The sequence below is a fragment of the Nonomuraea sp. NPDC051298 genome (genome assembly GCF_055586305.1).
The window spans coordinates 222,233-246,351 of the sequence record NZ_JBVJIM010000003.1; the positions used below are offsets into that span (position 1 = coordinate 222,233).

24 protein-coding genes and 1 tRNA gene are annotated in these 24,119 nt (G+C 70.2%); 20 read left to right on the top strand and 5 right to left on the bottom strand.

Annotation, left to right across the window (positions count from 1 at the left end; genetic code table 11):
* Nucleotides 1–6 precede the first annotated feature (6 nt).
* Nucleotides 7–810, top strand: coding sequence for a hypothetical protein (locus ACZ6S0_RS11105; RefSeq protein ID WP_465915574.1), 804 nt, complete (start codon nucleotides 7–9; stop codon nucleotides 808–810).
* Between the two features lie 86 nt (nucleotides 811–896).
* Nucleotides 897–2,042 carry an acetyl-CoA C-acetyltransferase gene (locus ACZ6S0_RS11110; protein WP_465915575.1) on the top strand — a complete coding sequence of 382 codons (1,146 nt, stop codon included), beginning with the start codon at nucleotides 897–899 and terminating at the stop codon, nucleotides 2,040–2,042.
* A gap of 365 nt (nucleotides 2,043–2,407) precedes the next feature.
* On the opposite strand, the gene ACZ6S0_RS11115 is transcribed toward ACZ6S0_RS11110, so the two are convergent.
* Nucleotides 2,408–3,853, bottom strand: a complete 1,446-nt coding sequence (locus ACZ6S0_RS11115) for a serine hydrolase domain-containing protein (protein ID WP_465915576.1) — start codon at nucleotides 3,851–3,853, stop codon at nucleotides 2,408–2,410.
* A 69-nt stretch (nucleotides 3,854–3,922) separates the two neighbouring features.
* A complete protein-coding gene (locus tag ACZ6S0_RS11120) occupies nucleotides 3,923–4,384 on the bottom strand; it encodes an Lrp/AsnC family transcriptional regulator (RefSeq protein WP_344872527.1) in 462 nt (153 codons plus the stop codon).
* An 81-nt stretch (nucleotides 4,385–4,465) separates the two neighbouring features.
* On the opposite strand from ACZ6S0_RS11120, the gene ACZ6S0_RS11125 reads away from it, so the two are divergent.
* The 5 genes from ACZ6S0_RS11125 to ACZ6S0_RS11145 all read left to right on the top strand — a co-directional run bounded on the left by ACZ6S0_RS11125 (nucleotide 4,466) and on the right by ACZ6S0_RS11145 (nucleotide 11,006).
* Nucleotides 4,466–5,707, top strand: coding sequence for an APC family permease (locus ACZ6S0_RS11125; RefSeq protein WP_465915577.1), 1,242 nt, complete (start codon nucleotides 4,466–4,468; stop codon nucleotides 5,705–5,707).
* Nucleotides 5,708–5,774: 67 nt separating this feature from the next.
* Entirely contained in the window at nucleotides 5,775–7,694 is a 1,920-nt protein-coding gene (locus ACZ6S0_RS11130) for an acyl-CoA dehydrogenase family protein (RefSeq protein ID WP_465915578.1), read from the top strand.
* Between the two features lie 205 nt (nucleotides 7,695–7,899).
* Nucleotides 7,900–9,168 (top strand): extracellular solute-binding protein, encoded by a 1,269-nt coding sequence (locus tag ACZ6S0_RS11135; RefSeq protein WP_465915579.1) that lies wholly within the window; start codon nucleotides 7,900–7,902, stop codon nucleotides 9,166–9,168.
* 63 nt (nucleotides 9,169–9,231) lie between these two features.
* Nucleotides 9,232–10,116 (top strand): carbohydrate ABC transporter permease, encoded by an 885-nt coding sequence (locus tag ACZ6S0_RS11140; RefSeq protein ID WP_344872535.1) that lies wholly within the window; start codon nucleotides 9,232–9,234, stop codon nucleotides 10,114–10,116.
* Nucleotides 10,116–11,006: a carbohydrate ABC transporter permease gene (locus ACZ6S0_RS11145; protein WP_465915580.1), complete on the top strand. Its 891-nt coding sequence runs from the start codon at nucleotides 10,116–10,118 to the stop codon at nucleotides 11,004–11,006. Before ACZ6S0_RS11140 ends, ACZ6S0_RS11145 begins: the two co-directional genes overlap by 1 nt.
* Nucleotides 11,007–11,045: 39 nt before the next feature.
* Here ACZ6S0_RS11145 and ACZ6S0_RS11150 read toward each other — a convergent pair whose 3' ends face one another.
* Nucleotides 11,046–11,786, bottom strand: coding sequence for a class I SAM-dependent methyltransferase (locus ACZ6S0_RS11150; RefSeq protein WP_465915581.1), 741 nt, complete (start codon nucleotides 11,784–11,786; stop codon nucleotides 11,046–11,048).
* Between the two features lie 125 nt (nucleotides 11,787–11,911).
* On the opposite strand from ACZ6S0_RS11150, the gene ACZ6S0_RS11155 reads away from it, so the two are divergent.
* Nucleotides 11,912–12,451, top strand: coding sequence for an RNA polymerase sigma factor (locus ACZ6S0_RS11155; RefSeq protein ID WP_465915582.1), 540 nt, complete (start codon nucleotides 11,912–11,914; stop codon nucleotides 12,449–12,451).
* Nucleotides 12,438–13,271, top strand: coding sequence for a hypothetical protein (locus ACZ6S0_RS11160; RefSeq protein ID WP_465915583.1), 834 nt, complete (start codon nucleotides 12,438–12,440; stop codon nucleotides 13,269–13,271). The genes ACZ6S0_RS11155 and ACZ6S0_RS11160 overlap by 14 nt, the downstream gene beginning before the upstream one ends.
* Here ACZ6S0_RS11160 and ACZ6S0_RS11165 read toward each other — a convergent pair.
* A complete protein-coding gene (locus ACZ6S0_RS11165; protein WP_465915584.1) occupies nucleotides 13,260–14,312 on the bottom strand; it encodes an adenosine deaminase in 1,053 nt (350 codons plus the stop codon). The two genes, ACZ6S0_RS11160 and ACZ6S0_RS11165, sit on opposite strands and share 12 nt — an antisense overlap.
* Nucleotides 14,313–14,408: 96 nt before the next feature.
* Between ACZ6S0_RS11165 and ACZ6S0_RS11170 the strand changes: the two genes are divergently transcribed.
* Both ACZ6S0_RS11170 and ACZ6S0_RS11175 read left to right on the top strand, forming a co-directional pair.
* The gene (locus ACZ6S0_RS11170) at nucleotides 14,409–14,996 is read left to right on the top strand and encodes a hypothetical protein (RefSeq protein WP_465915585.1); all 588 of its coding nucleotides are present in this window, start codon (nucleotides 14,409–14,411) and stop codon (nucleotides 14,994–14,996) included.
* Nucleotides 14,997–15,037: 41 nt separating this feature from the next.
* Nucleotides 15,038–15,577 carry a hypothetical protein gene (locus ACZ6S0_RS11175; RefSeq protein ID WP_465915586.1) on the top strand — a complete coding sequence of 180 codons (540 nt, stop codon included), beginning with the start codon at nucleotides 15,038–15,040 and terminating at the stop codon, nucleotides 15,575–15,577.
* A gap of 22 nt (nucleotides 15,578–15,599) precedes the next feature.
* Here the strand turns inward: ACZ6S0_RS11175 and ACZ6S0_RS11180 are convergent, their stop codons facing one another.
* Nucleotides 15,600–16,808: a pyridoxal phosphate-dependent aminotransferase gene (locus tag ACZ6S0_RS11180; protein WP_465915587.1), complete on the bottom strand. Its 1,209-nt coding sequence runs from the start codon at nucleotides 16,806–16,808 to the stop codon at nucleotides 15,600–15,602.
* A 155-nt stretch (nucleotides 16,809–16,963) separates the two neighbouring features.
* Between ACZ6S0_RS11180 and ACZ6S0_RS11185 the strand changes: the two genes are divergently transcribed.
* The 9 genes from ACZ6S0_RS11185 (at nucleotide 16,964) to ACZ6S0_RS11225 (ending at nucleotide 24,028) form a co-directional block, all read left to right on the top strand.
* Nucleotides 16,964–17,036 (top strand) — tRNA-Trp (locus tag ACZ6S0_RS11185).
* A gap of 77 nt (nucleotides 17,037–17,113) precedes the next feature.
* The gene (gene secE, locus ACZ6S0_RS11190; RefSeq protein WP_344872553.1) at nucleotides 17,114–17,359 is read left to right on the top strand and encodes a preprotein translocase subunit SecE; all 246 of its coding nucleotides are present in this window, start codon (nucleotides 17,114–17,116) and stop codon (nucleotides 17,357–17,359) included.
* 66 nt (nucleotides 17,360–17,425) lie between these two features.
* On the top strand, nucleotides 17,426–18,190 hold the full coding sequence (nusG, locus tag ACZ6S0_RS11195) for a transcription termination/antitermination protein NusG (protein ID WP_344872554.1): 765 nt from the start codon (nucleotides 17,426–17,428) through the stop codon (nucleotides 18,188–18,190).
* A 120-nt stretch (nucleotides 18,191–18,310) separates the two neighbouring features.
* Entirely contained in the window at nucleotides 18,311–18,739 is a 429-nt protein-coding gene (gene rplK, locus ACZ6S0_RS11200) for a 50S ribosomal protein L11 (RefSeq protein ID WP_344872555.1), read from the top strand.
* 62 nt (nucleotides 18,740–18,801) lie between these two features.
* The gene (rplA, locus tag ACZ6S0_RS11205) at nucleotides 18,802–19,521 is read left to right on the top strand and encodes a 50S ribosomal protein L1 (protein ID WP_465915588.1); all 720 of its coding nucleotides are present in this window, start codon (nucleotides 18,802–18,804) and stop codon (nucleotides 19,519–19,521) included.
* A 229-nt stretch (nucleotides 19,522–19,750) separates the two neighbouring features.
* Nucleotides 19,751–20,572 (top strand): SCO4651 family lipoprotein, encoded by an 822-nt coding sequence (locus ACZ6S0_RS11210; protein ID WP_465915589.1) that lies wholly within the window; start codon nucleotides 19,751–19,753, stop codon nucleotides 20,570–20,572.
* 235 nt (nucleotides 20,573–20,807) lie between these two features.
* The gene (gene rplJ / locus ACZ6S0_RS11215; RefSeq protein ID WP_465915590.1) at nucleotides 20,808–21,335 is read left to right on the top strand and encodes a 50S ribosomal protein L10; all 528 of its coding nucleotides are present in this window, start codon (nucleotides 20,808–20,810) and stop codon (nucleotides 21,333–21,335) included.
* A 71-nt stretch (nucleotides 21,336–21,406) separates the two neighbouring features.
* The gene (rplL, locus tag ACZ6S0_RS11220) at nucleotides 21,407–21,796 is read left to right on the top strand and encodes a 50S ribosomal protein L7/L12 (protein WP_465915591.1); all 390 of its coding nucleotides are present in this window, start codon (nucleotides 21,407–21,409) and stop codon (nucleotides 21,794–21,796) included.
* A 297-nt stretch (nucleotides 21,797–22,093) separates the two neighbouring features.
* Nucleotides 22,094–24,028: a mannosyltransferase YkcB-related protein gene (locus ACZ6S0_RS11225; protein ID WP_465915592.1), complete on the top strand. Its 1,935-nt coding sequence runs from the start codon at nucleotides 22,094–22,096 to the stop codon at nucleotides 24,026–24,028.
* Nucleotides 24,029–24,119 lie beyond the last annotated feature (91 nt).

Here is a 24,119-nt window from a genome sequence, read left to right on the forward strand (position 1 = left end):
GGCTGGATGACGAAGCGGAGACTGCGTACTGGCCCGACGGCCGTCGTTCCCGCGAAACCGGACCCCGACGAGTTGCTGCGCATCGTCCGGCTGGCCGACCCCGGCGCCCGGCGCGAGGGCGACGAGATCGTGGCGGCCGACGCACGCGTGTGCGCGCCCGTCGAGGCCGAGCCCGCCCTGACCGGCGGTGAGCTGGAGAAGGGGTGGGCGGTGCGGGTGGCCGCCGAGGGGCCGCTGCCGGTCAACTTCTTCGACCGGTTCCTGGCCGAGGGGCTGGCGTTCCGGCTCGGCGGGCTCGCGGTGTGCCGGGGCGAGGTGAGCGATCCGGCCGACGACGGTGAGGGCGGCCCCGCGGTCATCCTGCCGGTACGGCCCACGGCCGAGGAACTCGCGCCCCTGCTGGAGCAGGAGGAGGAGGGGGTGGCGTTCACGGCCGGCGACATCCGGGCCGTGCTGGTGCCGGAGAAGGGGCAGCCCCCGGCCGTACAGGAGCTGTTGCCCTTCGCCACCGAGTTGACCGCGATCGAGCTGCGCGGCGACGAGCCCGTCAAGCTCGGCGCGCTCGCCTTGGAGCTGTCGGAGGCGCTGAACGGCATCGCCGTGGACCGGTGGCGGTTCAGGATCGACGCCGCCGAGGATCTCGTGTCGTCCGCGGCCCCGAAGGACGCTGCGGAGGCCCCGGAGGACGTGAGCACCGGGGACGACGCTGAGGACGGCGAGAGCGACGCCGAGAGCGACGCTGAGAGCGAGGGCCAGAACGACGGCGAGAGCGGCGGCGAGAAGGAGGCGAAGGGGCGCGAGGACGCCTGACCGCCCTGCCGCGAGCAGCGCCAGAACGTCGTTCTGTTGTACGCTGAACCTAGTAACCGAATAATGCTCGGTTTCCAGGAGGCACCGTGGCAGAGGCGTACATCGTCGGGGCGGTCCGCACCCCCGTCGGCAAGAAGAAGGGCGGCCTGTCCACCGTCCACCCCACTGACCTGGCCGCCCACACGCTGAAGGCGCTGATCGACCGCACCGGCGTCGACCCCGCCGCGGTCGAGGACGTCATCATGGGATGCGTCATGCAGTTCGGCCCCCAGAGCATGGACATCGCGAGAAACGCCTGGTTGTCCGCCGGGCTGCCCGAGACCACCGCCGGTGTCACGATCGACCGGCAGTGCGGCTCCTCGCAGCAGTCGATCCACTTCGCCGCCCAGGGTGTCATGTCCGGCACCCAGGACCTGGTCGTGGCGGCCGGGGTCGAGTCGATGAGCGTCGTGCCCATGGGCTCCTCGATCACGGCCGCGCTGGAGAAGGGCATGCCGTTCCCGTTCGGCGACAAATGGGTCGAGCGGTACGGCAACCAGGAGATCTCGCAGTTCCGCGGCGCTGAGCTGATGTGCGAGAAGTGGGGCTACACGAGAGACGTGCTGGAGCAGTACGCCTTCGAGTCCCACCAGCGCGCCGCCAAGGCCATCGCCAACGGCCACTTCAGGGACCAGATCGCGCCGCTCAACGGCGTCGAGGACGACGAGGGCCCCAGGGCCGACACCACGCTGGAGAAGATGGCCGGGCTGAAGACGCTGAAGGAGGGCGGGCAGATCACCGCGGCCACCGCCTCGCAGATCTCCGACGGCTCCGGCGCCGTGCTCATCGCCTCCGAGCAGGCCGTACGCGACCACGGGCTGACCCCGCGGGCCCGCATCCACCAGCTCGCCCTCCTGGGCGACGACCCGGTCTACATGCTGACCGCGCCGATCCCGGCCACGCAGCGGGCGCTGAGCAGGGCCGGCCTGTCGATCGGCGACATCGACATGGTCGAGATCAACGAGGCGTTCGCCCCGGTGCCGCTGGCCTGGACGCACGAACTGGGCGCCGACCCGGCCCGGGTCAACCCCAACGGCGGCGCCATCGCGCTCGGCCACCCGCTCGGCGGCACCGGCGCGATCCTGATGACCAAGCTCCTGCACGAGCTGGAGCGCACCGGCGGCCGGTACGGGCTGCAGACGATGTGCGAGGGCGGCGGCCAGGCCAACGTCACCATCATCGAACGGCTGTGAAAGGTGGAGCGCCGCCTCCAGGCGTACGGGGGAGGCGGCGCTCCGCTAACTACCATCCCGGTAGTTGCTCATCGGCCCTTCGGCGGGATGCGCCGGGGCGGCATGATCGGCCGCTGCGGCATCTTGGGCATCGGCCGCACCACGGGCAGATGGGGCTGGCTCTTCTTGTTGGACGATCGAACGCGCATAAGGGAAGCTCCTCTACGTAACTCACGACGCGGCGCAAAACAGGGCCGGTCGACAAGCTCAGGCTGCCGCGTCTCATGGATGGACAGTGCTGAGTGGCGGGCACGAAGCCCCGCGAATTACAGGTAAAGGCGCATGTCCTCGAGGTTAGGGGGACGGCTGGAGCACGCGCAACCGAATTAACGGCGCGCGAGGTCGACGGCGATCGCGCCGTCGGGAGCGCGGAGCTTGCGCAGCGCCAGGATCCTGACGGCCGCCACTCCCGAACCGGCCAGGGCCGCGACGAGCACCGTGATCGACAGAGGGGCGGGGAAGGTGGTGAGCTGGGCCCAGGTGACCGTCCGACCGTTCACCAGCACCGACACGAGGTCCGGATACGCCGCCAGCACCGCGGCCGGGACGAGCGCGGGGACCAGCCGCGGCCCGATCCGCCACCACGGCGAGCCCGACCGCCTGGCCGCCCAGCGCCGGGCCCGCACCGCGCCCAGGACGCCCAGACCGCCCGCGAGCAGCGCGATCGCGCCCAGCACCGCCTCGATGAGCTGCCGGTCGTTCCCCGGGCCCGCCGGGGTCCTGCCCTCGCTCAGCGCCACGAGGCCGAGCATGATGTCGTACGTCGGCTCGTACAGCGCCGCGCCGTTCGTCATCACCGCGAAGCCGTAGCCGGTCTTCGGGGAGACGGCCTCGACGGCGTTGTAGGTGAACAGGTTCCCCGAGTGGACGAGCCGCCCGTCCTCCTCGACCCCCCACCCCATCCCGTACGGGCGCAGCTCCGTGGGCCGGTGCATGGCCTCCAGGCTCTGCCGCGTCACCAGCGGCCGGCCGTCGCCCGTCTGCGCGATCAGCCACCTGCCCATGTCGGCCGCGGTGGTGATGACCCCGCCCGAGCCGCTGCCGTCGAGGAACCCGGCGGGTTCCGGCCGGGGCAGCCAGACGCCGAAGAGCGAGTTGTGGCCGTCCGCCGGGCGGACGACCTGGTCGGAGACGGCGCTGGAGGTCATGCCGAGCGGCCCGAACACCCGCTCGCGCAGGTAGTCGCCGAACCGCTGCCCGCTCGCCACCTCGACCAGCCGGGCGGCCAGGTCGTAGTTGACGTTGCAGTACTCGTACCGGGTGCCGGGGTCGGCGGCGAGCCGGGAGTCCGCCAGGGCGGCGGTGTGGTCGGCCAGCGAGGTGGCGCGTTCGGTGGCGGCGATGTCCACCGTGCGGTCCGACAGGCCGGAGGTCTGGTTCAGCAGGTGCCGTACGGTGATCCGGGCCGCCCGCGGGTCGGCCATCGCGAAGCCGGGCAACTGGGCGGCCACCGGCTCGTCCAGCTCGATCGCGCCGCGCTCCACGAGCGTCATCACGGCCATGGCGGTGAACGACTTGCTCACCGAGGCCACCCGCATGGGGGTGTCCTCGGTGACCGGGCGGCCCTCGGCGTCGTGACCGTACCCGGCGGCGTGCACGACCTCCCCGTCGTGCGTCACGACCACGGAGACGCCCGGCGCGCCGGTGGCCTCCATCGCCTCGCGCAGGTAGGTGTCGACGGCGGCGGGCGTCAGCCCCGGAGCCGCCGAGGCGGCGATCGGGGCGGTGACGATCAGGACGGTGACGGCCAGGAGGGCCAGGAGGGATCTCACCCGAGAAACCTAGGGAGCCCGAGCCCCTTCACGTATCGGCCGACCGTCCAGAAGGACCCCTGACGAAAGTCAGGTCTCCTCCAGGCGGCTCGGCACGGTCTTCTGCACCTGCTGGTACACCACCGACGTGCGGAAGCCGACGATCTCCTTGCGCTTGCTCAGCCGGTCGAGCAGGAACCCGTGCAGGCGGTCGAGGTCCTGGACGCCCACGTGCAGCAGGAAGTCGTCGCCACCGGCCAGCACGAACACGCTCAGGACCTCCGGCATCTCCGCCGCCCACGCCTTGAACGCGTTGATCACCGCCCGGCTCAGGGGCCGCACCTGGACCGAGACCATCGCCTGGACGCCGCGGTTGAGCGCGGCGGGGTCGATGTCGGCGTGGTAGCCGCGGATCACGCCCCGGCGGGTGAGCGACCTGACCCGTTCGAGGCAGGTCGAGGGTGCGATGCCGAGCTGCCTGGCCAGCTCTCGGTTGGATTGACGTGCATCCGTTTGGAGGAGGTGCACGATCTCCGAATCAAGTTCATCCACACCGTCAGGTTCCCATGGCATTCCGGCCGAATGTTCGGCAGAGCCGGGTATGGCCGAATGATTGAAGTACTTTCTGGCGCTATGAGTGGACATATGGGAGCCGGGCAGGGTGCCGCGCTGCTCGTGGGTGCGGTGCTGGGGCCGGGGATGCTGGTGCTGCCGCACCTCGCCGCCGCCGCGGCGGGGCCCGCCTCCGTACTGGCCTGGGCGGGGATGCTCGCGCTGAGCGTCCCCGTCGCGCTGACCTTCGCCGTTCTCGGCGCGCGTTATCCCGGCGGCGGGGGCGTGGCCGCCTTCGTCGGCCTGGCGTTCGGCAGGCACGCCGCCGCGGTCGCCGGATGGTGGTTCTACGGCGCCGTCCCCATCGGCACCGTCGCGGGGGCGCTCATCGGCGGCCAGTACGTCGAAGCCAGTCTGGGCGTGGACGCCACCCTGACCGCCTGCCTGATCCTGGCCGCCGCGTTCGCGGCCAACGTCGCCGGGCTGCGCACGTCGGGACGGCTGCAACTCGGCCTGGTGACCCTGCTCGTCGCGCTGCTGGCCGGCGCGGTGATCATCGCCGCCCCGCACGCCGACGCGGCCAACTTCACCCCCTTCGCCCCGTACGGCGCCGCGGGCGTGGCCGGCGCGGCCGGTGTGCTGATGTTCGCGTTCGTCGGCTGGGAGGCGGCCAGCCACCTGTCGGCCGAGTTCGCCGACGGGAAGAGAGGGCTGCTCAGGGCCACCGTGGTGACCCTCGCCGTGATCGGCGTGTTGTACGCGGGGGTCTCCGTCACCTCCATCGGCGTGCTCGGCGCGGACATGACCGGCGTGCCGCTCACCGCGATGCTGGAGATCGGCCTCGGCCCGGCGGCGCGGCCCGTCACCGGGGTGGCGGCGGTGCTGCTGACGTTCGGGGCGGTCAACACCTACCTCGCCGGGGCGGCCCGGCTCGGGGCGGCCCTGGCCAGGGACAACGCGCTCCCGGGCTGGTTCGCCGAGGGCGGCGGGCCGGGCGGGACGCCGTACCGGAGCCTCGGGCTGGTGCTCGCGCTCAGCTTGCCCGTGCTGGTGTGGCCCGTGCTCGTGCGGGGTGTGGAGCTGGACCTGCTCATGCGGGCGACCTCGGCCTGCCTGGCGGCGGTCACGTCGGTGGGCGTGGCGGCGGCGGTGCGGTTGCTGCCCGCCGGGCGGCTGCGCACCACCGCCGCGATCGGGACCGGGATGTCGCTGCTCGGGCTGGCGTTCTGCGGGGCCTACCTCGTGGTGCCCGCCGTGCTGGCGCTGGTGGCGCTCGGCGTGTTGAAGGCCAACGCTCGGCGTTCCTACAAATTGGGTCGGTGAACGGCGACAAGGCGCCGTCAGGCGGGCAGTACTCAAGGCACAGACCGCGCAGGCGTCGGGAGGTGCCATGACCGAGCACACCAAGACCGAGCACACCGAGTACGCGGAGTACGCGGAGTCCAGGGAGGTCGGAGAGCAGGCACGCGAGAAGGAATGGACGCGGCCCAGCTTCGCCAAGCAGCTCTTCCTCGGTGACTTCCGGCTGGATCTGGTGCATCCGGCGCCCACGGTGTCAGACACGGTGCCTGACACGGTGTCTGCGGAGGCGGCGAAGAGGGGAGAGGAGTTCGTCCGGTCGCTGCGGCGCTACCTCGACGCGCACGTCGACCCGGCCCTCGTGGAGCGCACCGCCCAGATCCCCGACGAGGTGGTCAAGGGGCTCGCGGGGCTCGGCGCGTTCGGCATCACGATCAAGCAGGAGTACGGCGGGCTCGGCCTGCCGTACCTGTACTACTGCCGCGCTCTCATGCTCGTCGGCTCGTACTGCCCGGCGCTGGCCACGCTGCTGTCGGCGCACCAGTCGATCGGGGTGCCGCAGCCGCTCAAGCTGTTCGGCACCGAGGAGCAGAAGCGGGAGTTCCTCCCGAGGTGCGCGGCGGGTGAGATCTCGGCGTTCCTCCTGACCGAGCCCGACGTCGGCTCCGACCCGGCGCGGCTGGCCACCACCGCCGTCCGCGACGGCGACGACTACGTGCTCGACGGCGTCAAGCTGTGGACGACCAACGGCGTCATCGCCGACCTGCTGGTGGTCATGGCCAGGACCGGCAAGAAGATCAGCGCGTTCGTGGTCGAGGGCGACACGCCGGGCATCACGGTCAGGCGCCGCAACACCTTCATGGGCCTGCGCGGCATCGAGAACGGCGTCACCGAGTTCACCCAGGTCAGAGTGCCCGCCAGGAACCTCATCGGCAAGGAGGGCGAGGGGCTCAGGATCGCGCTCACCACGCTCAACACCGGCCGCCTGTCGCTTCCCGCCACGTGCGCGGGCAACGCCAAGTGGGCCGTCAAGATCGCCCGCGAGTGGGGCAAAGAACGGGTGCAGTGGGGGCGCGAGGTCGGCCGGCACGAGGCCGTGGCCACGAAGATCGCCTTCATCGCCGCCACCGCGTACGCGCTCGAAGCCGTGAGCGAGCTGACCGGCCGCCTGGCCGACGACCAGCGCAACGACATCAGGATCGAGGCGGCGCTGGCCAAGCTGTACTCCTCGGAGCTGTCGTACGAGGCGCTCGACGAACTCGTCCAGATACGGGGCGGGCGCGGCTACGAGACCGCCGAGTCGCTGGTGGCCAGGGGCGAGCGGGGCGTGCCCGCCGAGCAGATGCTGCGCGACTCCCGGATCAACCGCATCTTCGAGGGCTCCTCCGAGATCATGCGCCTGGCGATCACCCGGGAGGCGGTGGACGCGCACCTGTCGGCCGCCGGCGAGCTGATCAACCCCGAGGCCGACCGTCATGAGCGCGCGCAGGCCCTGCGCCGGGCCGGACGCTTCTACGCCAGGTGGCTGCCCACGCTGGTGGCCGGTTCGGGCAACCTGCCCACCGCGTACGCCGAGTTCGGCCCGCTCGCCGCCCACCTGCGTTTCGTGGAGCGGACCAGCAGGAAGCTGGCCAGGTCCACCTTCTACGGGATGTCCCGCTGGCAGGGCGGGCTGGAGCACAAGCAGTCGTTCCTCGGCCGGATCGTGGACATCGGGGCCGAGCTGTACGCGATGACGGCCGTCTGCCTCAAGGCCGAGGAGGACTCCAGAGACCTGGGACGCCGACCGTACGAGCTGGCCGACACCTTCTGCCACCAGGCCAGGCGCCGCGTGGAGGCGCTGTTCGCCCGCCTCTGGGACAACAGCGACAACCAGGACGTACGCCTGGCCGGCTACGTACTCGAGGGCCGCTACACGTTCCTGGAGGAGGGCATCCTCGACCCCTCGATCGAGGGCCCGTGGATCGGCACGCCGGAGGGCGGCGAGAGCGTACGGAGAAAGATTCTCTGACCTGCGGTCTAGACCGGACCCGCCCACCATCCCACCCGAGTGTTGCCAAACCGAGACGAGCCGGTATAGACCGGCTGCTTAACTGCGGCTTACTCTGGCGCAAACGCGGGTGGCCTTCGGCGTTCCCGCTCCTCATCCCCCTGGGCGGGGTCCGTTGGCTGGTACGGACCAGCGTGACCCGTCCGACGAGAAGGCGGTATCTGCAGTGAACATCAAGCTTGTGGGCGGCGCCGCTCTCGGCCTTGCCACGATGCTGGTCCTGTCCAGTTGCGGATCTGGCGGTTCCGGCGGCGGCGACACCCAGGCGTCGAGCGGTGGCCAGGTCACGCTGAAGATGGTCGCCGCCGACTACGGCGACGGCCCCGGCAAGCCGAACTCGGGCGAGACCTTCTGGAAGGGCGTCGTGGACCAGTTCCAGGCCGCCAACCCGAACATCAAGGTCGACGTCCAGGTCATCAACTGGAACGACATCGACAAGCAGGTCGCCACCATGGTCCAGAACGGCCAGGTGCCCGACATCCTGCAGACCGGCGACTACTCGGGCTTCGTCAAGGACGGCCTGCTGTACAAGGTGGACGAGGTCCTGTCGCCGAACGTCTCCGGCGACATGCTGCAGAAGTTCGCCGAGTTCGGGAAGGTCGACGGCGCCGCGTACGGCATCCCGTTCGTCTCCTCCGCCCGCGCCCTGTTCTACAACAAGGACCTGTTCGCCAAGGCGAACATCACCGAGCCGCCCAAGACCTGGGACGAGCTGAAGGCCGCCGCCGAGAAGCTGAAGGCGGCCGGGGTGACGCAGCCGTTCGGCCTGCCGCTCGGGCAGGAGGAGGCCCAGGGCGAGTCGTTCCTGTGGATGCTGGGCAACGGCGGGGGTTACAAGGACGCCTCCGGCAAGTGGGCGATCAACTCGCCGCAGAACGTCGAGACGTTCACGTACATGAAGGGCCTGGTCGACGCCGGTCTGACCACCCCGAACCCGGGCACCAAGGACCGCAAGACGGTCTGGGAGGACTTCGGCGCCGGCAAGGTCGGCATGGTCAACGGCGGCCCCATGTCCATCCCGATCTTCGACGCCGCCGGGCTGACGAACTACGGCGTCGCCCCCATTCCCGGCAAGTCCGGCCCGCTCGACACCACGCTCGGCGTCATGGACTGGATCATGGCGTTCAACAAGAACGGCCACGCCGCCGAGATCAAGAAGTTCTTCGACTTCTTCTACACCGGCGACGCCGCCCAGAAGATCTCCGACACCTACAAGCTGCTGCCCGTCACCAACGGCGGCATCCAGAAGCTCGCGGGCGACGAGAAGCTCAAGCCGTTCCTCGACGCGCTGCCCAACGCCAGCTTCTACCCCTTCCAGGACCCCAAGTGGGCCGAGGTGAACCCGGCGATCAAGCAGACCATCGGCGGGGCCGTCAAGGACGACCCGGCCGCGGTCCTCGGTGACCTGCAGAAGACCGCCGAAGCGGCCGGCTGATCCAGCGGGACCCGGGTACGGCCGACGACCATCGTCGGCCGTACTGTCCTGGAAAGGTGTCTGATGAGAAGGTTGCGCGCCCTCGAACCCCTCGCGTGGGTCGGGCCCGCCATCGTGCTGATCGTGCTGGTCGTCCTGTGGCCCGTGGTCGAGATGATCAGGTCGTCGTTCCTCAAGATCAGCCGGTTCGGGGTGGTCCAGGACAACAACTTCCCCGACAACTACACGAAGCTGTTCGGGGAGCAGGACTTCGCCGACATCATGGTCCGCAGCGTGATCTGGGTGGTCGCGGTCGTCGCGCTCACCGTGCTGATCTCGCTCGCCCTCGCCCAGTTGCTCAACCAGCGCTTCCCCGGCCGCAAGATCGTCCGGTGGGCGCTGATCGCGCCCTGGGCCGCCTCGGTGCTGATGACGGCGATCATCTTCAAGTGGATGCTCGACCCCGAGGTCGGCGTGATCAACCAGATCAGGGTGAAGCTGGGCCTGATCGACGCCATGGGCGGCGCCGCCGCCGACCAACTCGGTGACGCCTCCAGCGCGATGCCGTGGCTGGTGTTCGTGGCCGTCTTCGTCTCGGTGCCGTTCACCACGTACGCGCTGCTGGCCGGGCTCTCGACCATCCCCGGCGACGTCTACGAGGCGGCCAGGATGGACGGGGCCACCAGGTTCAGGACGTACTGGTCGATCACGCTGCCGCTGCTGCGTCCCGCGCTGACCGTGGCCGCGCTGATCAACGTGATGAACGTCTTCAACAACTTCCCGATCATCTGGGCGATGACCCACGGCCAGCCGGGCTACTCGACGGCCACCTCGACCATCTTCATGTTCATCCTCAAGGGCTCGGACATCGGCGAGTCGGCCGCGATGTCCGTCGTCAACTTCGGCATGGTGCTCGTGCTCACCGCGATCTTCCTCAAGGTGTCGCGCTGGAACAGGGAGGTGGCGTGATGGCCGTGGAGACCCTGCCCAAGGCGGCCGGGCCGGGCCGCAGGCCCACCAGGGCCAAGGCCCGCCCGTCGCGCGGCCTGCCCAGGCTCAGGACGACGATCGTGGCCGCCGCCGCGTACGTCGTCGGGTTCGTCTTCCTGTTCCCGTACATCGTCATGCTGCTGACCTCGCTGCGGGCGCAGGACTCGCTGCGCGAGGTGTCGTTCTGGCCCGAGGAGTGGGTGTGGTCGAACCTCGCCAACTTCTGGACCAGCGGCCTGGCCGGGAACCTGTGGGTGACGCTCAAGGTCGCGGGCGGCTCGACGATCCTGGTGCTGCTGGTGGCGCTGCCCGCCGCGTACTACTCGGCCAGGCACGCGTTCAGGGGGCGCACGGCGTTCCTGGTCCTGGTGCTGATCACGCAGATGTTCCAGCCCACGGCCATGCTGGTGGGCATCTACCGGGAGTTCTTCCAGTTCGGGCTGGTGGACTCGATCTGGTCGCTGATCCTGGTCAACGGAGGCTTCAACCTGGCGTTCGCCGTGTGGATCCTGAACGCGTACTTCGCCTCGATCCCGCGTGAGCTGGAGGAGGCCGCCTTCCTCGACGGCAACGGCCGCTTCGGGGCGCTGTTCAGGATCACGCTGCCGCTGGCCATGCCAGGCGTCATCACCGCGCTGATCTTCACGTTCATCGCGGCCTGGAACGAGTTCGTCGTCGCGCTGACCCTGACCACGACCCCGGAGAACCAGCCGCTCACGGTCGCGCTGAACTCGTTCATCGGGCAGTACCAGGTGGACTGGCAGAACCTCTTCGCCGGATCGGTGATCGCCACGATCCCGGTGATCATCCTGTTCGCCCTGATCGAGCGGAAGGTGGTCGGCGGCCTGACCGCCGGTTCCATCAAGTAGCCCCGCGTAGCCCGCCCGGCCGTACGCGGCCGGGGCGGGTCACCGCTGCTTCGGCACCCGGGCCACGCAGAAGACGGTCTGGCCGAACGGCGGCCGGACGAACCGCTCGATGAAGCGGGTCAGCGGCACCACGGTGCGGTCGTAGATCTTGACCAGCCGCGGGTCGGGGTATCCGACGCCGCCCCTGCGCACGGCCGCCCACCACGCGATGCCGCCCAGGAAGTTGATCGGCTTGAGCACCTCGGCGTCGAGCCCGGCCTTGGCGACCGTGGCGCCCAGCGTCTTGGGCGTGTAGCGCTGGACGTGGCCGACCTTGCGGTCGAAGTCTCCGTAGAGCTGCGGGTAGCCGGGCACCCAGATGATGATCCGCCCGCCGGGCTGGGTCACCCGCGCCAGCGAGCGCAGGGCCTCGGCGTCCTCCTCGATGTGCTCCAGGACGTTCATCATGACGACGGTGTCGACCTTGTCCTCGAGCGGGATGTCCGTCGGCAGCCCGAACTGCAGCACGCTGATGTCGTCGCGGTCGGCGAAGCGCTTGTCCAGTTGCTCGACGCAGTAGGGGTCGAAGTCGCTGACCACGAGGCGGTCGAGGCGCGGCAGGAACTGCTCGGCGAAGTGGCCCAGCCCCGAGCCGATCTCGAGCATCGAGCGGCCGACATGCGGGGCGACCATGTCGAACTCGTACTGCCGGTAGTTCTTGGCCTCGTCACCACCGAGGTGGTTCTCCAGGGCCTCGTCACCGGCCGCCGGTTGGACCACACGGTCATACCCAGAAGACATAATCCCGTTCCTTCGAGGGGCACATGGATTGCCCGAGTCTAGTGCCCGGGCCAGTCACCAGGATGACACGATCAGCGAAACACCCTTCCCCGCATCGCCTGCGGTGCGGTGAAATCTGACTCGTCATGGACGACGACGAGGCGATCGCCCGCGCGCTGCGGGGCGACCTGGTGGCCTACGAGGCGCTGGTCGCCCGCTACAGCGCGCTCGCCCATCGCACCGCCGCCCTGCTGGGCGCCGGTGACGAGGTCGAGGACGTGGTGCAGGAGGCGTTCGTCAAGGCGTTCCGGCACCTGGCGAGCTTCCGCAGGGAGTCGCCGTTCCGCCCGTGGCTGCTGCGTATCGTGGCCAACGAGACCCACAACCTGACCAGGTCGCGCGGGCGCAGGTCGGAGCTGACGCTGCGGCTCGGCGCCGTCGCCGACCCGCGGGCGCCCGACGACCCCGAGAGCGCGGCCCTTGCCACCGACCGGCGCTCGCGACTGCTGGCGGCGGTACGCGGGCTGCCGGAACGGGAACGTCAGGCCGTCGTGTGCCGGTACTTCTTACAACTGAGCGAGGCGGAGACCGCCCAGGTGCTCGACTGGCCCGTCGGCACCGTCAAGTCCAGCACCCACAGAGGGCTGGCCCGGCTGAGGGAGGAGGTGGGCAATGAACTCGCGTGACCCCGAGCCGGGCGTCCCGGAGCCCCACGACGCCCTCGAAGCGGAACTCGCGGCGCTCGGAGACCTGCTCGACGTCCCCGGCCCGCCTCCCGCCGACGTGGCCGCCGCCGTCCGTGCCCGCCTCGAACAGCCGGATCCGGCGCACGGGCCGACCGCCGTCCCCGCACGGCCGCACACGCCCGCGCCGCACGGTCGGCCGGCAGGTCGGCGGGCAGGTCGATTGGCAGGGCGGGCCGGTCGGCGGACGAGATGGGCGATCGTGGCGGCCGTGGTCGTCGTCGTGGTCACCCTCACCGCCGCCACCCCCCAAGGCCGCGCCGCCGTGGCGCAGATCCTCCGTCTCGCCGGGATCGAGCTGCGGATCGGCGACACCCCGCCCCCTCCCGTCGCCACCACCGCCCCCCTGCCGGGCGAACGCACCGTGTCCCCGGCCGACCTCCCTGGCCAGGTGCGGTTCCAGGTCAGGACGCCGGCCGCGCTCGGCCCCCCGCAGCGGATCACGGTCGCCGACCACGGCAGGGTGGTGTCGATGTTCTGGCCGGACGGCACCAGGCTCGACCAGTTCGACGGCGCCCTCGCCGGATACTTCTTCAAGAATCTCGGCCCGCCCTTCCCCGACCACGCCGTGGTGAACGGCCGCGACGCCTGGTGGATCCCCGGCGCGCACCCGTTCGGCTACATCGAGCGCGAGGACGGCACCGACGTGCCGCTGCGCCAGGCGGGCCCCACGCTCATCTGGCAGCAGGGCGCGCTCAACCACCGCCTCGAAGGCGCGCGCGACAAGGACGAGGCGGTCCGCATCGCCACGTCACTCCGCTGACGCCCCGTGGGACGGGCCCGCGGACAGTGACTTCACCAGCCAGTCGTCCACGCCCTTGAGCAGGTCCTTGCGCACCGACTCCGGGGCCGCGGACGACCGTACGGACTGGCGGGCCAGCTCCGCCACCTCCGCGTCGTCGAACCCGTAGACGTCTCTGGCCAGCTCGTACTGGCGCAGCAATCGGGTGCCGAACAACAGCGGGTCGTCGGAGCCCAGCGCGATCGGCACCCCCGCGTCGAACAACCTGCGCAGCGGCACGTCGGCGGCCCGCTCCGCCACCCCGAGGCCCACGTTCGAGGTGGGGCAGACCTCACAGCAGATCTGCCGGTCGGCCAGCCGCCGCATCAGCCACTCGTCCTCGGCCGCGCGCACCCCGTGCCCGACCCGGTCGGCTCCGAGGTCGTCCACGCACTGCGCGATGCTGCGCGGGCCCATCAGCTCGCCCCCGTGCGGCACGGACAGCAGCCCGCCGCGCTTGGCGATCCTGAACGCCCGCTCGAAGTCCCTGGCCGCGCCGCGCCGCTCGTCGTTGGACAGGCCGAAGCCGACCACGCCCCTGTCGGCGTACTGGGTGGCCAGGCGGGCCAGCGTGTTCGCGTCGAGCGGATGGCGGGTCCTGTTGGCCGCCACGATCACCGCCATCCCGATGCCCGCGTGCGCCGCCGCCTGCTCGACCGCGTCCAGCACCAGCTCCAGCGTGGCCGTCAGGCCGCCGAAGCGCTGCGCGTAGCCCGACGGGTCGACCTGGATCTCCAGCCACCGCGACCCGGCGGCCACCTCGTCCTCGGCGGTCTCGCGCATCAGCCGGTAGACGTACTCGGGCCGGGTCAGGACGGACCTCGCGATGTCGTACAGGCGCTGGAACCTGAACCAGCCGCGCTCGTCGGTGGCCCGCAGCTTGGGCGGCCAGTCCTGCTCCAGCGCGTCGGGCAGGTGCAGCCCCTGCTCCCTGGCCAGCTCGATCAGTGTGGCGTGCCGCATCGAGCCGGTGAAGTGCAGGTGAAGATGGGCCTTGGGAAGCGCGTGCAGGGGCCGTGGCATTCGCATATCTTGCCACTCAACCCCCGGTGCGGTTCGCGCGCAGGTCAACGGGGGCGCGTACGGGAACGACGACGCATGGTCCCAGAAGGGCATGACATGGGAGAGGGTCGGCGGGCGACGCTCGCGGCACTGGCGCTCACCGCCACGTCCCTGATCATCTACGCGCTCTTCTCCTCGGGTTTCGGACGCCCGCAACGCGCCGCCGCGCCGACGCCCGAACCCGTACCGGTCCGAACCGCACCACCTCGAACCGCACCGGTGCAAGCCGCGCCGGTGCCCGCCCGTCCGGCGAACCCCGCCGACGGCAGGCCGGGCAGGGCAGCGACGCTCGGGGTCGTCTCCGGCGACTTCTGGCTCACCTATCTGCCCGAACGACTGGCCCGCCGCGCGGGCGGCGCGGGCCCGGCCCGGTTCGGCTCGGCGGGCAGGTTCGTCGAGGCCCAGGTCGAGCACGGCGCGGTGGCCGCCGACTGGGACGGCTACCGCAGGCGGATCGCGGCCCTGGACGCCCGCGCCACCACCGTGCGCGGCAGGCCCGCCGTGGTCGGCAGGCACCCGGACGGCGGCAGGGTGATCGCCTGGCTCGAACGCCCCGGGGTCGGCGCCTGGATCAGGGTCAGCGACTCGCTCCGCCGCGAACTCGTCGCTATTGCCGCCTCCGTCAGGGCTCCTGTAGGAGACTAGGAGCCTTTTCGCTGGTTTACCACGAGTCATGGAGGGTCGTTGTGCGGTGGCTGGCGGCGGTGCTCCTCGTGTCCGCGCTCACGATGCCCGCGCTCACGGGGTGCGGCGCCGTCGCCGACGAAGGGCCGGAGCCGCGGCCCACCCTGCCCCCGCCCAGACCCGCCGTCACCAGCGAGGACACGATCTCGCTGGCGTGCGACGAGACCGAGGTGCGCATTCCCGGCTCGCCCTCTGGGCTCGCCCCGGCGGGCACGTTCGCCCGCCTCGACTCGCTCAGCAGCCCGCTGGAGGTCAGCGGCCGGATCTGGAGCGACCAGGACGAACGGATGTACGTCGGGGTGGTGTGCGGGGTCAGGACGGCCGAACAGTTCGCCACGCTGGTGGCCAGGTCGTCGCTGGCGGCCTACCGGGGCAAACCGGCGCTGCACTGGACCACGCGTACGGGGGTGCGCAGCTTCATGTGGCTGGAGCGGCCGGGCACCGCCGTGTACATCGGCGCGACACCCGGCCTCACCAGCGAGATCAGGCCGATCGCCACCGACATCACGGCCGACGCCTCGGCCGACGTCACCGGGCGCTGACCGCGATGCGAGAGGCGATCGGTCAGCGGGCCTCGGAGAGCAGCTTGCCCAGCCGGCTGACGCCCTCGGCCAGGTCGTCGTCGCCCAGCGCGTACGACAGCCGGAAGTAGCCCGGCGTGCCGAAAGCCTCGCCGGGCACCACGGCCACCTCGGCCTCCTCCAGGATCAGCTCCGCCAGCTCGGCGGACGACTGAGGACGCCTGCCCCGCAGCTCCTTGCCGATCAGCTCCTTGACCGATGGGTACGCGTAGAACGCCCCCTTCGGCTCGGGGCAGAACACGCCCGGGATCTCGTTGAGCATCCGGACCATCGTCTGCCTGCGCCGGTCGAAGGCCGTACGCATCTCCTCCACCGCCGAAAGGTCGGCGGACACCGCCGCCAGCGCCGCGATCTGGGCCACGTTGGAGACGTTGGAGGTGGCGTGCGACTGGAGGTTGGTCGCGGCCTTGACCACGTCGGGCGGCCCGATCAGCCAGCCCACCCGCCAACCGGTCATCGCGTAGGTCTTGGCCACGCCGTTGACGATCACGACCCGGTCGCCCAGCTCGGGGACGGCCGTGCCGATGGCGGTGAACTCGGCGCCGCCGTACACGAGGTGCTCGTAGATCTCGTCGGTGACCACCCACAGCCCGTGCTCGGCCGCCCAGCGGCCGAGCGCGATCGTCTCCTCGCGCGAGTAGACGGCGCCCGTCGGGTTGGACGGCGAGACGAACAGCAGCACCTTCGTCCGCTCGGTGCGCGCGGCCTCGAGCTGCTCGACGCTCGCCAGGTAGCCGGTGGACTCGTCGGTGACGACGTCGACCTGCACGCCGCCCGCCAGCTTGATCGCCTCGGGGTAGGTCGTCCAGTAGGGCGCGACGACCAGCACCTCGTCGCCCGGGTCGAGCAGCGTCGCGAACGCCTCGTAGACGGCCTGCTTGCCGCCGTTGGTGATCAGCACCTGCGACGCCTCGGCCGCGTAGCCGGAGTCGCGCCGCGTCTTGTCGGCGACGGCCTTCCTCAGCTCGGGCAGCCCGCCGGCGGGCGTGTACTTGTGGAAGCGCGGGTCGCGGGCCGCCTCGATCGCCGCCTCGACGATGTAGCCGGGCGTCGGGAAGTCGGGCTCGCCCGCGCCGAAGCCGATGACGGGGCGTCCTGCCGCCTTCATCGCCTTCGCCTTGGCGTCGACGGCGAGGGTGGCGGACTCGGAAATCGCGGAGATTCTCGCGGAGATGCGCGGTCGGGTGGACATGGGTCCATGCTCCCATGTGCTCGTGACCTGGGTGATCGGGTATTGGTTCGACGTACCGGGCGATGACCCGTATGCTTTCGCGTGGTCCTTCCGCATGTCTACGCGCGGTTCGGTCCCAGGCAGTGAGACGATCAGGGTAGTCTGGTCTACGACATAGGGCACTGGCGCAATTGGTAGCGCACCGGTCTCCAAAACCGGCGGTTGGGGGTTCGAGTCCCTCGTGCCCTGCGAGTGCGGTCCGCGCAATACTGGGCGTGTAAGCGCGCCGCAAAACTGCGTTGGATACGACGGATCAGGTGAGGACTGTGGCGATCGACACGCGCGGCGAGACCGCAGACAAGCCTAGTGGCGAGAAGAAGACACGTACTTCTCCTGCCCTCTTCTATCGGCAGGTCGTCAACGAGCTGCGTAAGGTCATCTGGCCGACACGCAAAGACCTCGTCACCTATACCACGGTCGTTCTGATATTCGTTCTGATCATGGTTGCGATCGTGTACGGGCTCGACAGCGCCCTGGGATGGGTGGTCCTGCGCGTCTTCGGCGGATCCTGACCGAGACGCCATCGGTGGACGCCTGACGGAGTCGCCGTTCGATATCACGAAAGAGGAAGAGTCACCGTGTCCGAGTCTTCAGTTCCGGCGGACGAGTCCCGCGACAAGTGGGGCGACGAGCTGGAAGAAGCCACCGAGGAGTCCGTCGAGGCGGCTCTGGAGGAGGCCGAGGTCGAGGAGAGCGACGAGGCCCCCGAAGTCGAGGGTGCCGCCGTCGAGGACGGTTCGGTTCTTCCCGACGTCGACCCCGTCGAGGAGTTCAAGAGCTCGCTGCGCGGCCTCCCCGGCGAGTGGTACGTCATCCACTCCTACGCCGGTTACGAGAACCGGGTGAAGTCCAACATCGAGAGCCGCAACGTCTCGCTCAACATGGAGGACTACATCTACCAGGTCGAGGTGCCCACGCACACCGTCCAGGAGTTCAAGAGCGGCAAGAAGGTGCCGGTCAAGGAGCGGGTGCTGCCCGGCTACGTGCTGGTGCGCATGGAGCTGACCGACGAGTCCTGGGCCGCCGTGCGCAACACGCCCGGGGTGACCGGCTTCGTGGGCCTGTCCAACAAGCCGAGCCCGCTCAGCCTCGACGAGGTCGCCAAGCTGCTGGCGCCCGAGCCGACCGAGGAGACCAAGAAGGCCGCCAGCAAGGCGTCCGCGGGTCCGACGGTCGAGTTCGAGATCGGCGAGTCCGTCACGGTCATGGACGGCCCGTTCGCCACGCTGCCCGCCTCGGTGAGTGAGATCAGCCCCGAGTCGCAGAAGCTCAAGGTGCTCGTCTCGATCTTCGGCCGGGAGACTCCGGTGGAGCTCTCGTTCAACCAGGTCTCGAAGATCTAAGACGATCACATACACTTAGACGTTCGGCGGGCCGCCCCTCGCGAAGGGCGGCCTCCGACGTGTCAGGGGCGCGTCCCGCGGCTCTGACAGGCATCGCAATCAGGACCCGGAGAAGGACTAATGCCTCCGAAGAAGAAGATCGCCGCACTGGTGAAGGTCCAGCTTCCCGCTGGCCAGGCCACTCCGGCGCCGCCGGTGGGTACCGCCCTCGGTCCCCACGGCGTCAACATCATGGACTTCGTCAAGCAGTACAACGCTGCGACGGAGGCCCAGCGGGGCAACATCATCCCCGTTGAGATCACCATTTTCGAAGACCGTAGCTTCGTCTTCGTCACGAAGACGCCTCCGGCGCCCGAGCTGATCAAGAAGGCTCTGGGGCTCGACAAGGGCAGCGCGGTCCCGCACCGCGACAAGGTGGGCAAGCTCAGCCGCGAGCAGCTTCGCAGCATCGCCGAGACCAAGATGCCCGACCTCAACGCCAACGACATCGAGGCGGCCGAGAAGATCATCGCCGGCACCGCCCGGTCGATGGGCATCACGGTCGAGTAACACCTTTCCCGACATCGTGGGAGGGCCGTCATCACCGGTCCGGACACCACAAGGAGTGACACATGCAGCGCAGCAAGGCGCACAAAGACGCGACCGCCAAGGTCGACCGCGACAAGCTCTACACGCCCGTCGAGGCGGCCAAGCTGGCCAAGGAGACGTCGACCACCAAGTTCGACTCCACCGTGGAGGTCGCCCTCCGGCTCGGCGTCGACCCTCGCAAGGCCGACCAGATCGTGCGCGGCACGGTCAACCTTCCGCACGGCACCGGTAAGACCGCCCGGGTCCTGGTCTTCGCGACCGGCGACCGTGCCGAGGCGGCCCGCGAGGCGGGTGCCGACATCGTCGGCGCCGACGAGCTGATCGACGACATCGCCAAGGGCAACCGGCTCGGCGAGTTCGACGCCGTGGTGGCCACGCCCGACCTGATGGGCAAGGTCGGCCGCCTCGGCCGGGTGCTCGGCCCGCGCGGCCTCATGCCCAACCCGAAGACCGGCACCGTGACGCCCGACGTCGCCAAGGCCGTGACGGAGATCAAGGGCGGCAAGATCGAGTTCCGTACGGACCGTCAGGCCAACCTGCACTTCATCATCGGCAAGACGTCGTTCGACGAGCGCCAGCTCATCGAGAACTACGCCGCCGCCCTCGACGAGGTGCTGCGTCTCAAGCCGTCGGCCGCCAAGGGCCGCTACCTGAAGAAGGTCACCTTCTCCACGACGATGGGCCCCGGCGTCCCGGTCGACCCCAACGTCACCCGCGGCCTCACGGCCGAGCTGGAGGTCTGAGCCCTCCGCGCCGATCTCCGTGCCGTCTTCGGCGTCGGATTTCTACGCCCCTGTCCGGTCCGCCGGGCGGGGGCGTTCGCCTTTCCCCGCCCTGTCCGGCCGGCCGCACGCGGTCCGCTGAGCCGGTCTGTGTGGGAAATGTGCACGGGATGTGCGGGACAACCCTGGGTTTTCCCCGATTTGTATGGGGAAGGCGCCACAGAGGAGAACTTAAACGTAGGGTCAAAGCATGCTGAAGCGCACGATAAGTATGACCGCGGCCGGAGCCGCACTCGTGGTGGCCGCGGTAGCCGGTTGTGGATCGAACGCCCAGCCCATCCAGATCAACCTGGCCGCCTCCGAGGTGCTCACCCAGGCCGCGCAGAAGACCGCCGAGGTCACCAGCTACACGGTGGACGCCGTGGTGAACGTGACGCAGCCCCAGGAGGGCAACGGCAAGGTGCAGGGCCGCATGCTCTACCAGAGCAAGCCCGAACTCGCCGCCGACCTCACCCTGGACACGGTCGGCATGGCCGGTCGCAACCTGCCGGGCGGCGCGCGCGCCGTGCTGCAGGGCGACACCGTCTACGTCAAGGTCGAGGCGCTCAACCAGGTCCTCGGGGCCACGAAGCCGTGGATCAAGGTCCCGTTGAGCGAGGCCGGCGACTCCGGTCAGGTGGACCAGTACCTCGGCCAGATCCAGCAGTTCGACCTCGGGAGCGTGACCAAGCTGGTCACGGCCTCGCAGGACGTCCAGTCGGTCGGGAACGAGAGCGTCAACGGCGAGGACACGACCCACTACAGCGGCACCTTCCCCGTGGAGGCCGCCGTGCAGCAACTGCCCGCCGACAAGCAGGAGCGGGCCCGCCAGGGTCTCGCCGAGCTGAAGGACGTCAAGTTCGACATCTGGGTGGCCGCCGACGGGCTGCCGCGCAAGCTCGCGCTGAACGGCTCCAAGGAGGGCGCCACGCTCGACGCCACCCTGTTCTTCAAGGGCTACAACGAGGCCGTCAACATCCAGGCCCCGCCCGCCGACCAGGTCGGAGAGCTGCCCAAGGGCACGACCAACTGAGAACGATTTGGAAACTCGGCGGCCAGCACGTAGTCTGGTCGTTGCCGAAGACCGCCGGTCGTCGTCGGGTGCTCTAAACCCGGCGACCGAAGGATCCACGTCAAGTGGATGGCCTGCGCAGGTGTGATGCGAGTTTCCCACATGGTTGATCCGTGTGCGTGAGCCCCGTGCGCCCTGCGCCGGGGCTGTTCTCATGTCAGGGCCCTTCGCCGGTGGCACATCTGGAAGGAGGCCCATGGCGAAGGCGGATAAGGCGACAGCGGTTGCCGAGCTCAAGCGCGAGTTCGAGGGCAGCGCCGCCGCCGTTCTGACCGAGTACCGCGGTCTCACCGTTGCCCAGCTCAAGGAGCTGCGCGTCTCTCTCGGTGGGAATGCGAAGTTCGCCGTGGCGAAGAACACCCTGACCAAGATCGCGGCCAACCAGGCCGGCGTGTCGGGCCTCGACAGCCTGCTCAAGGGTCCGACCGCGATCGCCTTCGTCAGCGGAGACGTTGTCGAGGCGGCCAAGGGTCTGCGTGACTTCGCCAAGGCCAATCCCCTTCTGGTGATCAAGGGCGGCGTGCTGGAGGGCAAGGCCCTCGACGCCGCCGAGATCACCAAGCTCGCCGACCTCGAGTCCCGCGAGGTCCTCCTCGCGAAGCTCGCCGGTGCCATGAAGGCGAAGCAGAGCGCCGCTGCCGCGATGTTCGCCGCTCTGCCCACGCAGATGGCTCAGTTGGCCGAGGCTCTGCGCGCCAAGCGCCAAGAGGCTGGCGGCGAGTAGCACGGGGGTTGCCGCACACACCGCGGTCCCGTTCCTAGTTTTCAGTAAGCCCTAAACGTAAGGAAACGATCATGGCGAAGCTCAGCACCGACGAGCTGCTCGACGCGTTCAAGGAGATGACGCTGCTCGAGCTGTCCGACTTCGTGAAGGTCTTCGAGGAGACCTTCGACGTCAAGGCCGCCGCCCCGGTCGCGGTCGCCGCCGCTCCCACCGCCGGCGCGGCCGCCGCCCCCGAGGCTGAGGAGCAGGACGAGTTCGACGTCGTCCTCGAGGCCGCCGGCGACAAGAAGATCCAGGTCATCAAGGAGATCCGCGCCCTCACGTCCCTGGGCCTCAAGGAGGCCAAGGACCTGGTCGACGGTGCTCCGAAGGCGGTCTTCGACGGCAAGGTCAACAAGGAGCAGGCGGAGAAGGCCAAGGCTGCCCTCGAGGGCGCCGGCGCCACCGTGACCGTGAAGTAACTTCCCTCTTCACTTCACGCAAGAGCTCTTCGGAAAGAGGCGGACACACCCTGGTGCCGGGTGTGCCGCCTCTTTTCGCGTTCCTGGGGGTCGGTTTCGTCGCGGGGGTGCGGGGGTGCGGGGGTGCGGGGGTGCGGGGGTGCGGGGGTGCGGGGGTGCGGGGGTGCTGGGCGGCGGGGCGGCGTGCGCGGCGGGGTGGGCGGCGGCGTGCGCGGCGGGGTGGGCGGTGGCGGGCGGCTCAGAAGATTCTCATGTTCGTCTCATCGCCGGGCCAAGCGGCTTGCCTAGCGTGCGAGTGTGGTTACCGAAGCGAAGTCTCGTTGGGCGCCGGCCGCGCTGCTCGTCGGCACCGGCGTGCTCTACATCTGGGGTCTGGACGCCTCGGGGTGGGCCAATTCCTTCTACTCGGCGGCGGTGCAGGCCGGCAGTCAGAGCTGGAAGGCCTTCTTCTTCGGGGCCTCCGACGCCGCCAACGCGATCACCGTCGACAAGACGCCCGCCTCGCTGTGGCCGATGGTGCTCAGCGTGCGGCTGTTCGGGCTCAACTCCTGGGCGATCCTCGTGCCGCAGGCGCTCATGGGCGTCGGCGCGGTGGCGATGGTGTACGCCTCCGTGCGGCGGCTGTTCTCCCCCTGGGCGGCGCTGCTGGCGGGTGCCGCGATGGCGGTCACGCCCGTGGCCGTGCTGATGTTCCGGTTCAACAACCCCGACGCGCTGCTCGTCCTGCTGCTGAGCGTGGCGGCGTACTGCGTGGTCCGGGCGCAGGAGCGCGGCTCCACGCGGTGGCTGGTGCTGGCGGGGAGCGCGATCGGGTTCGCGTTCCTGGCGAAGATGTTGCAGGCGTTCCTGGTGCTGCCGGGGTTCGCGCTGGTCTATCTCGTGACGGCGCCGGTGGCCTTCTGGCGGCGCGTCGGCCAACTGTCGCTGGCCGGCGCGGCCATGCTCGTCTCGGCCGGGTGGTGGCTGCTGGCCGTGGCGCTGGTGCCCGCGGCCGACCGGCCCTACATCGGCGGCTCCCAGACCAACAGCGTCCTGGAGTTGGCGCTCGGCTACAACGGCCTCGGACGGCTCAACGGCGACGACTACGGCGGCCTGGGCAACCTCAACCAGGAGGCCGGGTGGCTGCGGATGTTCGACACCGAGGCGGGCGGGCAGATCTCCTGGCTGCTGCCGGCCGCGCTCGCGCTGCTGGTCGCGGTCACGTGGCTGACCCGGAGGGCGCCGCGGGCCGATCCCGTACGCGCCGCGTTCTGGGTGTGGGGGAGCTGGCTGGTCGTGACCGGGGTGGTGTTCAGCCTGATGCAGGGCATCTTCCACGCCTACTACACCGTGGCGCTGGCTCCGGCCATCGCGGCGCTGGTGGGCATGGGGGTGGCCGTGCTCTGGGAACGCGGGGCGCGCAGGGGCCTGGCCCTGGTGACGGCGGTGACGGCGGTGTGGGCGTACGTGCTGTTGTCGCGCAGCGCCGACTGGAACGCCTGGCTGGGTACGGCCGTGCTGGTGGCGGGGCTGGGAGCGGCGCTGGCCCTGCTGTTCACCCGGCGCGCACTGGCCGTGCTCGCCGTCGCCGTGGTCGCGTGTCTGGCGGGGCCGGCGGCGTACGCGGTGGACACGGCCGCGTCACCGCACACGGGTGCCATTCCGACCGCAGGGCCGGCCACCGGTGGGGGATTCGGGAGGGCGTCCGGCGGCGGGTTCCAGCGTCCGGGGGGTGGCGGGCAACCGCCGCGCCAGTGGCAGCCCGGTGGCCAGCCGCAGGGTCCCGGCGCCGACGGGAGCGCGCAGGGCGGCGGCGGGGCGGGTCGCGGCAGCAGGGGAGGCGGGGGCATGGGCGGCGGCATGGGCGGGGGCGGCATGGGCGGGCTGCTCAACGCGGCCGCTCCGTCCGCCGAGCTGACAGCGTTGCTGAAGTCCGACGCCTCGGCCTACACGTGGGCGGCGGCGACGGTCGGCTCCAACAACGCGGCCGGATACCAGCTCGCCACCGGAGAGCCGGTGATGGCGGTGGGCGGCTTCAACGGCACCGATCCCGCGCCGACGCTGGAGCAGTTCCAGCAGTACGTCGCCGAGCAGAAGATCCACTACTTCCTCGGCACCGGCATGGGCGGTCGGTCGGGCCGGAGCACGGGAGGCAGCGACGACGCGGCCCAGATCGCGGCCTGGGTCCAGGAGACCTTCACACCCTCCACGGTCGGCGGCACCACGGTCTTCGACCTCACCCGGGCGGGCTGACCCCGCGCAACCGACTGCCTCCTGAGCCCCCGGCATCCGGGGCCGCCGTCCGAGGTCGGGCCGGTGGGTCAGCGGTCGCACGGGGCCGAGG